The 12,750-nt window shown below is 67.5% G+C and carries 23 protein-coding genes; 10 read left to right on the forward strand and 13 right to left on the reverse strand.

Annotated elements, in window-relative coordinates; genetic code table 11:
• Positions 1-4: 4 nt before the first annotated feature.
• Positions 5-151 (forward strand): ribbon-helix-helix domain-containing protein, encoded by a 147-nt coding sequence (locus tag EEY80_RS20025; protein WP_164738158.1) that lies wholly within the window; start codon positions 5-7, stop codon positions 149-151.
• On the opposite strand, the gene EEY80_RS05505 is transcribed toward EEY80_RS20025, so the two are convergent.
• The 13 genes from EEY80_RS05505 to EEY80_RS05570 form a co-directional block, all read right to left on the reverse strand.
• Entirely contained in the window at positions 136-399 is a 264-nt protein-coding gene (locus EEY80_RS05505; RefSeq protein ID WP_126975587.1) for a hypothetical protein, read from the reverse strand. The two genes, EEY80_RS20025 and EEY80_RS05505, sit on opposite strands and share 16 nt — an antisense overlap.
• The gene (locus EEY80_RS05510; protein WP_205749032.1) at positions 399-1,052 is read right to left on the reverse strand and encodes an MT-A70 family methyltransferase; all 654 of its coding nucleotides are present in this window, start codon (positions 1,050-1,052) and stop codon (positions 399-401) included. The genes EEY80_RS05505 and EEY80_RS05510 overlap by 1 nt, the downstream gene beginning before the upstream one ends.
• Positions 1,052-1,972 carry a GP88 family protein gene (locus EEY80_RS05515; protein WP_126975588.1) on the reverse strand — a complete coding sequence of 307 codons (921 nt, stop codon included), beginning with the start codon at positions 1,970-1,972 and terminating at the stop codon, positions 1,052-1,054. Before EEY80_RS05515 ends, EEY80_RS05510 begins: the two co-directional genes overlap by 1 nt.
• Positions 1,969-2,823: a phosphoadenosine phosphosulfate reductase domain-containing protein gene (locus EEY80_RS05520; protein WP_126975589.1), complete on the reverse strand. Its 855-nt coding sequence runs from the start codon at positions 2,821-2,823 to the stop codon at positions 1,969-1,971. Before EEY80_RS05520 ends, EEY80_RS05515 begins: the two co-directional genes overlap by 4 nt.
• Positions 2,820-3,626, reverse strand: coding sequence for a DNA adenine methylase (locus EEY80_RS05525; RefSeq protein WP_126975590.1), 807 nt, complete (start codon positions 3,624-3,626; stop codon positions 2,820-2,822). The genes EEY80_RS05520 and EEY80_RS05525 overlap by 4 nt, the downstream gene beginning before the upstream one ends.
• Entirely contained in the window at positions 3,626-4,441 is an 816-nt protein-coding gene (locus tag EEY80_RS05530; protein WP_126975591.1) for a hypothetical protein, read from the reverse strand. The genes EEY80_RS05525 and EEY80_RS05530 overlap by 1 nt, the downstream gene beginning before the upstream one ends.
• Complete coding sequence (locus EEY80_RS05535; protein ID WP_126975592.1) at positions 4,438-4,689, reverse strand: hypothetical protein; 252 nt, start codon at positions 4,687-4,689, stop codon at positions 4,438-4,440. The genes EEY80_RS05530 and EEY80_RS05535 overlap by 4 nt, the downstream gene beginning before the upstream one ends.
• Positions 4,686-5,189 (reverse strand): hypothetical protein, encoded by a 504-nt coding sequence (locus EEY80_RS05540; RefSeq protein WP_126975593.1) that lies wholly within the window; start codon positions 5,187-5,189, stop codon positions 4,686-4,688. Before EEY80_RS05540 ends, EEY80_RS05535 begins: the two co-directional genes overlap by 4 nt.
• Complete coding sequence (locus EEY80_RS05545; protein ID WP_126975594.1) at positions 5,186-5,497, reverse strand: hypothetical protein; 312 nt, start codon at positions 5,495-5,497, stop codon at positions 5,186-5,188. The genes EEY80_RS05540 and EEY80_RS05545 overlap by 4 nt, the downstream gene beginning before the upstream one ends.
• A gap of 1 nt (position 5,498) precedes the next feature.
• Positions 5,499-6,113 carry a hypothetical protein gene (locus tag EEY80_RS05550; protein WP_126975595.1) on the reverse strand — a complete coding sequence of 205 codons (615 nt, stop codon included), beginning with the start codon at positions 6,111-6,113 and terminating at the stop codon, positions 5,499-5,501.
• On the reverse strand, positions 6,110-7,042 hold the full coding sequence (locus EEY80_RS05555) for a hypothetical protein (RefSeq protein WP_126975596.1): 933 nt from the start codon (positions 7,040-7,042) through the stop codon (positions 6,110-6,112). Before EEY80_RS05555 ends, EEY80_RS05550 begins: the two co-directional genes overlap by 4 nt.
• Positions 7,039-7,443 (reverse strand): endodeoxyribonuclease RusA, encoded by a 405-nt coding sequence (locus EEY80_RS05560; RefSeq protein ID WP_164738159.1) that lies wholly within the window; start codon positions 7,441-7,443, stop codon positions 7,039-7,041. The genes EEY80_RS05555 and EEY80_RS05560 overlap by 4 nt, the downstream gene beginning before the upstream one ends.
• Before the next feature lie 271 nt (positions 7,444-7,714).
• A complete protein-coding gene (locus EEY80_RS05570; protein ID WP_126975598.1) occupies positions 7,715-7,954 on the reverse strand; it encodes a hypothetical protein in 240 nt (79 codons plus the stop codon).
• Positions 7,955-8,039: 85 nt separating this feature from the next.
• Here EEY80_RS05570 and EEY80_RS05575 point away from each other — a divergent pair, with 85 nt between their 5' ends.
• From EEY80_RS05575 to EEY80_RS05605, 9 genes are all read left to right on the forward strand, one after another.
• Positions 8,040-8,684, forward strand: a complete 645-nt coding sequence (locus tag EEY80_RS05575; RefSeq protein WP_126975599.1) for a helix-turn-helix domain-containing protein — start codon at positions 8,040-8,042, stop codon at positions 8,682-8,684.
• The gene (locus tag EEY80_RS20030; RefSeq protein ID WP_164738160.1) at positions 8,681-8,833 is read left to right on the forward strand and encodes a hypothetical protein; all 153 of its coding nucleotides are present in this window, start codon (positions 8,681-8,683) and stop codon (positions 8,831-8,833) included. The genes EEY80_RS05575 and EEY80_RS20030 overlap by 4 nt, the downstream gene beginning before the upstream one ends.
• 204 nt (positions 8,834-9,037) lie before the next feature.
• Positions 9,038-9,265 (forward strand): hypothetical protein, encoded by a 228-nt coding sequence (locus EEY80_RS05580; protein ID WP_126975600.1) that lies wholly within the window; start codon positions 9,038-9,040, stop codon positions 9,263-9,265.
• A 61-nt stretch (positions 9,266-9,326) separates the two neighbouring features.
• On the forward strand, positions 9,327-9,710 hold the full coding sequence (locus tag EEY80_RS05585) for a hypothetical protein (RefSeq protein ID WP_205749033.1): 384 nt from the start codon (positions 9,327-9,329) through the stop codon (positions 9,708-9,710).
• A complete protein-coding gene (locus EEY80_RS05590; protein WP_126975602.1) occupies positions 9,707-10,444 on the forward strand; it encodes a hypothetical protein in 738 nt (245 codons plus the stop codon). Before EEY80_RS05585 ends, EEY80_RS05590 begins: the two co-directional genes overlap by 4 nt.
• Positions 10,441-11,685, forward strand: coding sequence for a recombinase RecT (locus EEY80_RS05595; RefSeq protein WP_126975603.1), 1,245 nt, complete (start codon positions 10,441-10,443; stop codon positions 11,683-11,685). The genes EEY80_RS05590 and EEY80_RS05595 overlap by 4 nt, the downstream gene beginning before the upstream one ends.
• Before the next feature lie 93 nt (positions 11,686-11,778).
• The gene (locus EEY80_RS05600; protein WP_126975604.1) at positions 11,779-12,213 is read left to right on the forward strand and encodes a TerB family tellurite resistance protein; all 435 of its coding nucleotides are present in this window, start codon (positions 11,779-11,781) and stop codon (positions 12,211-12,213) included.
• Positions 12,210-12,356, forward strand: coding sequence for a hypothetical protein (locus tag EEY80_RS20035; protein WP_164738161.1), 147 nt, complete (start codon positions 12,210-12,212; stop codon positions 12,354-12,356). Before EEY80_RS05600 ends, EEY80_RS20035 begins: the two co-directional genes overlap by 4 nt.
• 65 nt (positions 12,357-12,421) lie before the next feature.
• Positions 12,422-12,748 (forward strand): hypothetical protein, encoded by a 327-nt coding sequence (locus EEY80_RS05605; protein WP_126975605.1) that lies wholly within the window; start codon positions 12,422-12,424, stop codon positions 12,746-12,748.
• Positions 12,749-12,750 lie beyond the last annotated feature (2 nt).

The raw sequence follows: 12,750 nt of genomic DNA on the forward strand, positions 1-12,750 counted from the left end.
CTACATGACCAAGACGTTGCCCCTGTCCTTTCGGCTGGACCCTGCCGACAAGCTGGCGCTGGAGCGCGCAGCTGCTGCCGACGGCCGCTCGGTCTCCAACCTCCTGGTCCTGATCGTCCGCGAGTGGCTGGCCGCTCATCCGACATCGTAGCCGTGGTCGCGCAGGACGCGGCGCAGATGCGATAGCGCCCCCTTCGGATTGCCGCCGGCGCGCGGGGTGCATGCGATCGTGTGACGGAGCATGCCGCCGCAGGGCAGCCGGATCATCAGATAGGGGTGGCCGTGGCCGCTGGGACCATGCGTCTCGAACCGCCAGCCCAGCGCGTCGAGGAAGGCGGCGATGGCGCGGTAGGAGTCACTCTGCCGGAGCTTCTGCTCGATGCGCGATTTGGAGCCCATCACGCCCCTCCTGCGAACAGGCCATCCGCGAATGGCGCGGGTCCGGGTGCGGCCTGATGTGCCGCCTCGAACCGGCTGACCTGATTGCCCCAGACCGACCAGCCGGGCCGCCGCTGACGGCTGAAAAGTTCGACGCGCCTCACACCACCGGGGTAGAGGTGATCGGGCTGCAGCCGCGCCGCCTCGACGAATGCCTCATCCGGTTTGCGGCTATGCTCGCGCACCGGCGCCTCGATCACCGACCGGACGGAGCGTGAGGTTTTCGGGGCGCCGCGGGTGCCGATCAGGAAGGGCTCGCCTGCACAGCGCAGGATGTAGCCGGTGCCGAAAGCCTGCTTGCCGCGGGCAGTCTTCTTCGACCAGTGGCCAGCGGTTTTGAAGCAGAACCCCCACGCCTCCATCACCTCAAGCGCATGGGGTATCATCGGGTTGGTCGCCCAGAGCCAGAGGATGCAGTCCTCGGCGGCGAGGATCTGCACCGGAAGCGCGGCGATCCAATCGAGGCTCTGGCACTGATACTGGCCCGGCGCCCCCTTGATCGTCTTGCCCTTCTCGCTCCACGTCTCCATGCGCCACGGCGGATCGGCGACAATCATCGTGAAGCCGCCCAGCGGCCGCAGCTCCGCCCATTCCTGTGCGATCGACACCATCATTAATGCTCCACGAAGACGATGGGGACGTCGCTGGCCCAGCAGAGCCCGCAGTTGCCGCAGTGCCTGCCCTGCTCCCCCCGCATCGCCGCGGCCTGCTCGGGGCAGACGACGGCGTCGCCCACACGGCGCCTGGCGGTGGGAGCCTCGATCGTGAAGGCGCCCCATCGCCCGGTGCGGCCGGAATGCCGGATGGCGAAGCGGTGACCCAGCGCGGCACGGACCCGGGCGATGCCATCTCCGATGCGGGTGCCGGGCGCCCATGCGGTGAAGCCGAAGACGTGGAGACCGGGATGGGTGTCCAGAAGACGGGTCCACAGGGCGAGATAGTCGAAGCTGTAGAAGTCGCCGAGGACGTGGAGGCGGATCAGCACCAGCGGGTAGGTAGCGCAAAGCGAGGCGATCTCGCGCTCGATGGCGGTCTCCAGGGCCGGTCCGTGCCGCCAGCGGCGAGGATGCGGCATCGCGTTGCCGTAGCAGGTCGCCCAGAGGGCGCAGCTGCGTGGACAGGTCGCCCGCTCCTCCAGCGTCAGCGTGTAGATCCTCGCCCCGCGCAGCGGGCCCTTGAGGACGTCGCCGCCGATCTTCGCGTTGCTCGACCCGTCCTTCAGCACCGGCTCGCCGGCCGAGGCGTCGAGGACGCGGGCGGGATAGATGGTGCCCGTCGCATCGGCCGGCGCGATGCGCGGTGCCCCCATCGGGACGGCGGTGGTCTTGAACCGCCGCCTGTCACGCAGGGTCTCGGCCTTGGCCGCGGCGCGGCGGGCGCGGGCCTCCGAAGCGGTCTCCCCCTCGGGCCGGGTGCGTGGCCGCCCGCGCGTCTTCGGCGCCGCGATCCCGCTGACGCCCGGAGCAACCTTTTCCACCCGCCCCTCGGCGACGGCGCGCTGGATCATCTCGGCCATCTCGGCGCTGATCTTCATCCCGTGCAATCTCCCTCGCTGGCCTGACAGAGCGCGCCCTCGGTCTCGAACGCCCAATCACCCTGACGGGCGATGAACTCGCGCAATTCCGCGCGCGTGTAGCGTTTCGAGAACCAGGCGCCCCGGCCCGGCGTCATCCCGGCTGCGTTCGACAGCTCCGTCGCCAGTGCCTCCATCCGCTCCCACCACGCCGCGCGATCCGGGAAGTCGCGGACAAGAGCGGCGACGTGGGCCTCCGACTTCAGGAAGCAGCCGTCGCAGTTTCCGAGCCAGCAGTTGCCGCGGACGTTGGGCAGCCGCAGGTCGAAGGGCTGGGCGCGCCAGAACTCGGCGACGTCATGGCGGGAGACCCCGGCTGTGGCGAGCGGTGTCCAGACCACCCAGCGGTCCCGCGGCGGCGGCTTGTTCAGCCGGTGCGGCTCATCGGCGCGGATACCGACACAGTTTGTCCATCGGTCCCAGCCCAGCGAGCGCAGCCACCGCTTCGCCGTCCGAACCTTCAACTCCGTCGAACAGAACCTGGCCTGTTGATTTGGCAGGAACTTGCGCTTGCGGATCAGCGCCTCGAACGGAGCGCCGGTCCGATCGGCGCTGTTGTGATTGACGATCTCGAAGAACGGCGCGGTTGCCCGGTATTCGAGCCAGGTGACGCGGACCCCCCAGCGGTGGCCCACCTCCTGCACGAAATCCAGCGTCTGGGGCATCTCGCGGCCGGTGTTCTGGAAGGTGACAACCGCGCGCTCCGGCAGGCCGCCGTTGGCGGCGAGGATCTGATGCAGCATGTAGCCGGAGGTGCGACCGCCGCTGAACGCGATCTGGACGTTGCCATCGGGCAGCGCGTAATGGTTCATCCCCGCCCCCCCATGATCGTGGCCAGCGGAAGAACGTCCTCGAAGTTGCACCAGAAGACTTCGGTCCGCTCGGCGGCGCGATCCGCGTGGGTGTCGATCTCGATGCGGCGCCAACCCGTCAGCGCGTCGTCGTAGAGCGCGGAGGCATAGCCCGACAGGATGACGGCCCCACGCAGCCCCAGCAGGCAGTCCAACAGGGCCACATGGTCCTCCCGGGTCATCTCGTGCCGATAGTCCCGGCCAGCATCCCGCGTCTCCGGCAGGTAAGGCGGATCGACGAAATGCACGGTGTTCGCACCGTCATGGGCCTGCATGACCTGCACTGCAGGGCGCTGCTCGATCACCACCCCGCGCATCCGCTCCGCCGCCTCGCGGATCGTCAGCGGCAGCGTCATCCAGCCATGGACAGGCAGCGTTCCCGACCGCATCCCCGCGGCCCGGAATCCGGTGGCGCGATGAATGCCGGAGGAACCATGCCCGAAATGGCTGCGGATCAGCACCCGCCTCGCGCGTTCCAGATCGCTGGTCGCGGGCTGGTAGCTGATCTGGTGTTCCTCGCGCGCGAACGGTGTCAGCGCCACAGCAGCGGCCAGCGCCTCGGTGTCGTCCCGCAGCACACGGAACAGGGTGACCATGTCGCCGTCGAGATCGTTGTAGACCTCGAGCTTGGACCGAGGCTTCGCCAACAGCACCGCAGCGCCGCCGCCGAACGGCTCGACGTAGCAGTCGTGCGGGGGGCACAGCCCGACGATGTGCCTGGCCATGCGGACCTTGCCGCCGTGGTATCTCACCAGCGCGCCCATCACTCCGCCGCCTCCCGCTTCGGCGGCAGCAGTTTCACCGCCCAGGTCTCGAAATCCGCCTCGACCCGGGGGTAGATGCCGGGATGCTCGCGCCGCAGCTGGGCCGCGGGGAACCCCGGTCCCGCGACCCAGTCCCCCCGCTTTGGACCAGCGGCGAGCCAATGGCCGGTCATCCAGCGGGAGGGATCAATGCCCAGCACCCTGAACTGGGCACGGGTAATCGTGCCCATCCGTTCCACCCAGATGCAGACGCGCATCGCCTTGATCTTCCAGTCGGAGAGGATCATCGGCGACGGCACCCCGGCGGCCACCTCGGGCACATATTCCGGGAGCCGATGGCGCTCGGTCGGGAACTCGTCGAACCACCCCGCGTGATCCCAGCTCGACCACCACGTCGGGATGCGGTCCAATGTCTCGTCCTGCGGCAGGTCCGGCCGGAAGACGGGCAGCAGCGGCCCCTGCGCATCCCACCAGCCTCCCGGCCTGCGACTCTGGCTCATCTCGCGCGGGCTGATGACCGTGAGACCGAGGGCATGGGCGAGGGCGTCATGCTCCGCACTGATCCGCCCGACCAGGACCGCCCGGAAATCGGGACCATCGGGGCCGTTGCGCCGGTTGATCGCCTGCACCAACACCTTGGCGTTGAGCGTCAGCTTCGCCTGGATCCCTATCTGCCATCCTCCGGTTCGGTGAACCAGCAGGATGTCCCATCCGCAGGTCTCCGGATACGCCACCCAGTTGTCGGGGATCGAGACGAGGAAGGCGCGACACAGCGCCGCCTCCGTCTCGAAGGCCCATCGCGTCGTCGTCGTCATCGTCTGCCTTCTTCTGCTGTGGTGGCGGCGAGAGCGCGCAGTTTTTCGACAGCGTCCGCATAAAATCTCGCCCAGGGGCCGGGCTGTCCTTTTTGCCTGGCGCCGCGCCCCCAGAGCGCCTCATAGAACCTTAGCCAGCGCGGAAGTTCGGCGAGATCGTGCCATTCGGAGCGCCATTTTCCGCTGGCCATGATGAAGCGACGCCCGTCTTTGGAGACGATCACCCGGAAGTCGTGCGGATTGGTCATTCCGCACCCTCCGATTGTGGCCGGGGGTCATACCTCCACCCCAGTTTCAGGTGGCCGGTGATGATGCGGCCGCGATCGGCGATGCCAAAATCCTGGAGAAGGGCGAGACCGCCGACGATCTGGCGAAGCAGATCTTGCGGCATGGGCATCGGGGATGCCGGCCAGCCCTTGGCCCGCAGGTTCGGACAATGGGCGGCCGCTATTGTGGCACAGGCGCGATGCAGAGGCGGTTCCTCGGTCATCAGCCCGTGACGGAGATCCATGCGTCCCTCACCCAGGGCGAACCACCAGCGGTCTTCCGGTCCCGTCCTTTCCCCGCAGAGGGAGCATCGCATCTCGGCCATGGCCTTGCGCTGGCGCACCGCATGAGGCTTGGCGAAGCGCGGGACTCCATCGCCCTGCCGCTGGGGTTGCCAGATCGCCAGCCCGCCGGCGTAGCGACAGGGGCGCACCTCGAATTCTTCCTCCCCGCTCCAGCTGACGATCCACGGGACGATCATGCCGCCCGCTCCGGCTCGCCAGCGGCGGGCTCGACAGCTGCGGGATCGACAAAGCACCAATCCGTCCACCCCGCGATCTGGACCCGGAGGTAGACGCTGCGCTCGGTCAGCCCGTGGATGACTCGCCCGGTCTTCAGGTTCATCCCCGCCCATCGACGCGACGAGATCAGGCGGGCCTTGGCGAGGACGGCGACGACAACCTGAAGCGGCGCGTCGATCCGGTGGGCGATCTCGTCTGGCGTCAACACCGCCGCCATCGAGCAGATCGAGCGTTCGTTGAAGTTGAGGGGTTGCGAAAACGCGGTCATCTCAGGCCTCGGTCTGATTGGGACGGGTGTTGGGGACGGTGATGTCGCGAGAGGACCGGGTCTGATCCCCCTTGGCGACGCGCCAGGCGGCGCGATGCTGGGCCTCCATTTCGGCGCGCCAGGCGCTGGCCTTGGCTTCGCCCCAGACAGCGACGCGGGACGCATAGACGGCGTCGCGGTAGCGGGTGACCTCTTCGCGGCTCACCAGCCCGCGCAGCTGCAGCTCCACGGCGAAGCGACCGTAGAGCCAGTTTTCCCCGACCGGCTTCCCCTCCCGGATCAGCCTCGCGGTATTGGCGTGGGCGTCGAAGCGTTGCGGGGCGGGCGCGGGATGGGCTTCGTGCAGGCGACGCGATGCGGGGCCGGCGGCGTCGCGGATCTCGCGTTCGGTGGGCCAGAAGGTCGCCGACCCAGCCTCGCCCAAGGCGGTCTCGAACAGGGGCCACCAAAGCGCCAGGCGCTCGTGGTCGCGCGGCGCATGTCGCTCGATGGCCAGACACAGGGCCCTGATCTCGTCGTTCTGCGCTTCGGGTTTGTCCTCGATGCGCCGGGGGATTTGCCGGCGCTGCAGGAACCGGGTCAGGCGGTTCCTGATGTCGTGGTTGTGCAGGCTCAAAAGTCTTCCTCCGGAAAGGCGCGACGCATGATCTCGGCTGGATCGGTCGTGTCGCGCGGTCGGTAGCGGGGTGACGGGCTCGCCGAGGGGGCGAGCGGCGGCGCCGCCTTCGCGGCGGCGAGGTTTTGCATGGCGCGGTCCAGCGCCTTCGGCCCGTTGGGCGGATCGGCATGACGCTGGCGGCTGGCTCTCACGCATTCGACGATCTCGTCGGGGGTGAGGCTCAGGTCGGTGACCCAGCGGGCGACAGCGATCGCCGCGGCCGGCGGCATCCAGTGGGTCGGGATGTGTCCCGATCCTCCGACTCCGGCGGCTGCCATGACGCGGTCGAGCAGATCGTCGTGCCAGCCCCCCGGGGCGGCGGCGGCGGGTTCGGGAGGGGGATCATCGACCTTGTCGATTTCGCCTCGCGCGCGCTGCTGCTGCTTGCTAAGAGTCTGAGGAGACGAAGTCTCCGAAGATGGAGTATGGAGTATGGAGTATGGGGGGTTAAGGGGGGGGTTGGCATTTCGGTTATCCGACCCGGAATTTTTCCTGTTTTTACCGGGACTTGAGGACAGGCTTGGATTGCCGCCTTTCGAGCCGTTTTTCTTGTTTGTTTTGCGCTGTTTCTCGGCGCGAACCATTTTCCTGCAGTAGATGCGGCCTTTCCGGTCGCGGCTGAAGACGCCGCGGCGCTCCAATTCTTCCAGCAGATCGGCGGCGATAGCCGGGTCGCAGCCGCCGAGCGCGGCGACATCCTCCACGGTGATCGGATCACCGTTGATGAGCATGAAGCCGCGGTCCTGTGATCGCGCGGCGACACACAGCATCCGCATCCACAGCCCCTGTGCGGCCAGCGAACACACCCGCAGCGCAAGATCGCTCTCATAGTCCTTCCAGAAGAAGACGTCGCTGGGGTTGTTGTCGTCCTGGCGCCGCTTGCTCACGTCGCCACCTCGCCGGTGAGGGTGACGATGATCCTGCCAGGGCGCGCCGGGGCGTCGAAGGAATAGGTCGGCCGCAGGTGCCTGTCGTCGATCCCCAGCGCGTCAGCGATGCCGTCTCGCCCATGCTTGAAGGCACCGATCATGCCGTCGTCATCCCGCCGGCGCGCATCTGGCGGGGTGAATGAGACGACCATGGCCGGGGGCGCAGCGAAACGCAGGCGCCCCATTGCGGAGCGGGTGAGGGCGAAGGCGGTGGTCCGGGCATCCCTGATGGCGCCGCGATATGCCGACCAGTGCGACCGACGCTTGGCGTTGGGCATGAGCCGCTTATCCGGCCACGGCAGAGTCACGATGATTACCAGCATCAGGCCGCCGAAGCGCGCCCCCAGCGGCGGCTGCATCCTGCCCTGAGTCGTCCTCCCCACCTCCTTGCCGGCGGGAGCCGGCGGAGGATGTCCTCGGGATGGATGGTCATCGCAATCGCGACGGCAAACCCGCTGGGACCGGTCACCGCTCCCCACCAGCCCCGGGCCGTAGACTCATCGACGCCGAAGGTGACGGCGACATGCGCGGTGGAGACGAAGTTGTCGCGCAGGTAGTCCGACCAGATCGACACGAAGTTGCGTCGGATCGACCGGACAAATGCGGGATCGGGGAATTTCCCGGGAGACATCACCGCGCCTTCCTGCGATTGCGAATGGCATTCGGCGGGTTCGCCTGCATGTATTCCCGGATCTTCCGCATCGTGCGGAGTTCACATTCGCCTTTGGCTTCGAGCCTCTGAAACAGCTTGGAGTTGGAGGCGGCATAGCTCCCGAGCGTCCCGAGAGAGATCCCGCGGCGCTGGCAATAGATGCGGCATTCCGCGACGAAGGCGGCGATGAGCGGTTCAATGAGGACGGTGTCGGACATGCCCGGACGATGGGGCAAAAGCACAATTCTTGCAAGGGGCAACAGCCCCATGTTTTTGGAACCACCAGTGGGGCAAGACTGACCCATGATGCACGATCCCGACGACAACGACCTCGATGATTTCCTGGTGGGCCTCAAGCTCGTGATGGAGCGGAGAGGGCTGAAGCCCGCTCCGCTGGCGATAGAGGCGGGCCTCGGGGTGACCGCGATCCGCGATCTTTACCGGCGGCGGTCCAGCCCCAAGGTCAGCACGGCCGAGGCGATCGCGCGTCAACTCGACATGGGGATCGACGAAATCATCGCCGCCGGCGCGCGGCGCGAGATGCCCAGCCGCCCGACAACGCCGGTGGTGGGCCGGATCGCCGAAGGAGGGTGCGTCAAGGGGTTCGGCCACCAGATCGGACGCATCATGGAGCCCCAGCTGCTGCGGGGCGCTGATATTGCTGCGCTTTTGGTGGCTGCGGACATCGGCCCCCTGCATCCCCATGGGTCGATTTTCGTCTTCGAGGTAGCGGCGGCGCCTGTCTCGGCCTACCCGGGCCGCGCCAGCGTCGTCGTCACCGGGGCGGGCCAAGTCCTGCTGGGGGCACCGCGGCGCGGCTCGAAGGCTGGACTATGGAATATCACCCCTCTGGTCAGCGGCGTGGATGCAGTCTGGGATGAGCGGATCAGGGCGGTGCACCCGATCCGGCTGACCCTGTTCCCGGACCTCGCGGAGATGATGCAATGATCTATGCGGTTGCCTTGGCCACTCTGGTCGCCGGAGGCTATTTCGCCGGGCGCGCCGAGGCGGAGAAGCGGGCCTCGTTCACGAAGCTGGCGGGCGGTCTTCTGATCGTCGGGCTGATCTGCGCGGGAATCGCGGCGCCTGGGGTGTGATCCCCGACTTGTGCAGTTGCACAACTTTTTGCTTGAAATGGGGCTTTTGCCCCAATAAGGTCTGACGCATCTCATCCAGAGGTGCGTCATGCTTTCCCGTATCGCTGCCACCGCGCTTTGCGCGGCGCTTCTTCTCGCCCTCCATGATGCCCCGGCGCGCGTCGCCTCGGCCGCTCATGACGCCGCATCTGCGGGGTGCGGGGCATGCTGACCGAAACCGTCAGCCCGCTTGTTTCACTGTCCGAGCGGGCCAACTCCCCTGCGGAAGCCAAAGGCCCGCAGGGGCTTTCTATTGGCCGCAACGCCGACGCCTTCGCCCGCATGAACCGCGCGCGACTGGCGGCCCGGTGGCGCGCCCTCGCCATCGTCTGGGCCGGGGGCGCGGCGATCTGCCTCACCGTCGCCATCAACGTCGCCGCACGGGTGTTCTGATGGCGCGCTGGCTGATCCCCCTCGCGATTGCCGGCGTCACGATCTGGCTGGTCTGGCTGGCATGATCCGGCAGCCGACGCCCATGGCGGTGCTTTATGCGTGGCACCGCGCCGCGCTGGCCGGGGAGGCGCCGCCCATCCATGAGGGGATGCCCGAAGCGGGCTGGTATCGCTGCAGGCTGACCAAGGGCGGGCCGTGGGTGCCGGTGGAGATCCGCGTCGAACGGGTGATCTGCCCGGACAGCGGCGAACTTCTCGAACCGGAGCGGCTTGTCGCGATCTGCGATGGGGACAGGCGCGATCCGGCCCGGCTCTGGACATACCTGACCCCGATCAGTCGCGCCGAACATGCGGATCTGCTGCGCCGGCGCGACCTGATCCCTTCCATGGCGGCGACCCTCGCCCCCGTCTCAACCTCCACCCTCCACACGATGAGGCCACGATGACAGAGCCTGACGCCCCCGCACCGCAGGGACACAATCGCCCCCCGCCCTTCGACGCCGAAAAACGGGAAGCCGCACTCACCCGGGCAAGGGAGATCGCCGACACCGCCGGGGCCTGGCTGGATCTGAGCCAGATCGAGACCGAGGCGCAGAGCCAGATGCTGACCGACTTCGTCGCCGGCGCCCGCGCCGTCCAGAAGGAGATCGACGCGGAACGGGTGGCACAGAAGCGGCCGCATGATGATGCGGCAAACGCGGTGCAGGAGGCCTATCGACTGCCCCTCGACATCCTGAAACGGGTGCTGGACCGGGCGAAGCAGCTGCAGGGCGACTGGTTGATCCGCGAGCGGCGGAGGCTGGAGGAAGAACAGCGCGCGGCACGGATCGAGGCCGAACGCATCGCCGCCGAGGCGCGGGCGGCGGAAGCGCGGAGCATCGCCGCCAACGACCTTGCCGGCCTCGCCGAGGCCGAGGCGAACCGGGCCGCTGCGGAGAAGGCGGAGAAGGCGGCGGCGCGCGAGGTGAAGGCCAAGGCCGGTTCCTATACCGGCGGCGGCCGAACGATGTCGCTGCGCACCCAGAAGTTCGCCGAGATCGAGAACCCGCGCGCCGTCTTCATGCACTTCCAGAGCGATCCGGCCGTCATCGACCTGCTGCAGCGGCTCGCCACCGCCGCGATCCGGCGCGGGGAGAATGTCCCCGGCGCGAAATCGGTGGACCGTGAGGTGGCGGCATGAGCGGGGCCATCGAACAGGTCAAACAGCAGCCGCTGCGGCAGGTGAAATCGGTGCAGCATCTGCTGTGGAACGATCAGGCCAAGAACCAGCTTGCCTCTGTCGCGGCGAAGCACATGAACCCGGAGCGGATGATGCGGATCGTCGCGAACGCGATCCGCACGACGCCGAAGCTGCAGGCCTGCGACCCGATGAGTTTCCTCGGGGCACTGATGCAGTGTGCGTCTCTTGGGCTGGAGCCCAACTCAGCCCTCGGTCACGCCTACCTGATCCCCTTCGAGAACAAGAAGAAGGGGATTGTCGAGGTGCAGTTGGTCATCGGCTATAAGGGGCTGATCGACCTGGCCCGCCGCAGCGGGCAACTGGCCGCAATCCATGGCGATGTCGTCTATGACGACGACGAGTTGTTCAGCCACGAATATGGCTCCAACCAGCATCTGCGGCACCGCCCCGGCCCGCGCAACGGCAAGATGATCGGTGCCTACTGCTATGCCAAGCTGAACCTTGGCGATGGCTGCACCGCTGAAGGCCACCGCTTCTTGACCCGCGACGAGATCATCCGGCATCGCAACCAGTATTCGCAGGGCTGGAAGACGGCGGTGCGGTTCGGGAAGACCGCTGACAGCCCTTGGGACGAGGCGAACCCGGCCTTCGAGGCGATGGCGATCAAGACCGCGGTTCGCATGATGGCGAACCGCGGCGAGTTGCCGATGTCGATCGAATTCATGGCGGCCGACGCGGTCGATGAGAGTCGCGCCGACTACAGCGCCTTCGCTATGGACCCCACAATCGGTTCAGCGCCGATCGAGGGCGAGATTGTCGAGGAACCGGAGGAGCGCAAGCCGGAAGCGATCTCGCACCGTCAGACCAACGATCAGCCCTTCGACACCCGAGGCGAGGCCCGCCCGGTGCAGGAGACAGCGCCGAAGCCGGCGGCCAAGCCGGCGAAGCGGGAAAGGTCGGGCCAGCCCTACGCAAACGCGACCGCACCGGCGGAGCGGGACGAGGGGCAGGCCCTCATGTTCGACCATGAGACGCAAACGGCCAAGACGGTTGTCGTGAAGCCCGACCACAGCACCAACCCCTTCGCGATGACTGTCCTGCGGGACGTCGCCGACATGGGCTGGGACGAGGCGGTGGGGTTCCACGGCGAAGAACTCGCGCGGCTCGCCGACAGCAAGCCAGATCTGCACCGCTACATCCTCGCCGAGGCGCGCGCCATCGACGACACGGTCCCGCAATAGCCCCTGCCGCCTCCGCAGGGGCTGCCCGCCGGTGTTTGCCACCACTCCGCCGGCGGGCGCCTTCCTTCCACCACCGAACCAAAAGGAGTTTCCATGTTCGGCCTGCTCAAGAAGAAAAGCGAAGAAGCCGTCCGCAAGATGTCGGGACGCACCGACTTCCTCGAAGCGGTCTGCGCCGCCGCCGCGCTTGTCGCCGCGGCTGATGGCGAAATCGAAGACGGGGAGATCGCGGCCACGATCAAGGCGGTCGGCGCCAACAAGGCCCTGTCCAGTGCTTTCGACCAGAAGACCATCGAAAGCACGATGGAGCGAATGCTGCAGCGCGCCGGCGGCGGCCGCGTCGGCCGGTCCGGCCTGTGGACCGAGATCGAGGATGTGCTGAAAGACGCGGACATGGCCAACGCGGTCGTGCTGACCGCGCTCGACGTGGCCGAGGGCGACGGGGAGATCGAGCCGGCCGAAAAGGTCGTGCTGGAACGGCTGGCGAAGATCGCGTCCGTCGATCTGAACCGGCTGATGGCGGCATGAGGGCGGTGACGACAGGCACGATTGCCGCCGTGGTGGCGGCGATCGTGGTCCTGCAGGTCGTTGTGCCCGCCACGCTCGACCTGATGCTGTCGGTCGCGCTGATCGGCGCCAGCGCCTATGCCGGCTACCGCGTTCGCGGCTGACGCATCGCCAGAGCCGCCCCGCGCGGGCGGCTCCCCCATGCGCCAACCGACATTGGAGACTCGACGTGCCCATCAACGACGAAGACATCAAGACTTTGGTCCTGAACAGCAGCGACAAGGACATGCCCCAAGGCTTCTGGCTGACCCGCTACCACGACCACAACGGCGGCTGGCAATGTATCCGCGTCGAGATCCACGGTGGTCCGACCAAGCTGTTCTCGGCCAACTCGGGCAGCGCATACGGTCGCGGCTACCCTTGGCATGTGCCTTTTGACCTCGGCAAGGAAGCCGAGGAGAAGGTCCACAAGCTGATCGCCCGGATCGCGCAGGCGACGCGCGAGCGGATCGCCAGCGAGAAAGCCGACGCAATCGCCATGCTGGACCGGCTCTGACC

The sequence above is a fragment of the Frigidibacter oleivorans genome (assembly GCF_003993775.1).
GTDB lineage: Bacteria > Pseudomonadota > Alphaproteobacteria > Rhodobacterales > Rhodobacteraceae > Frigidibacter > Frigidibacter oleivorans.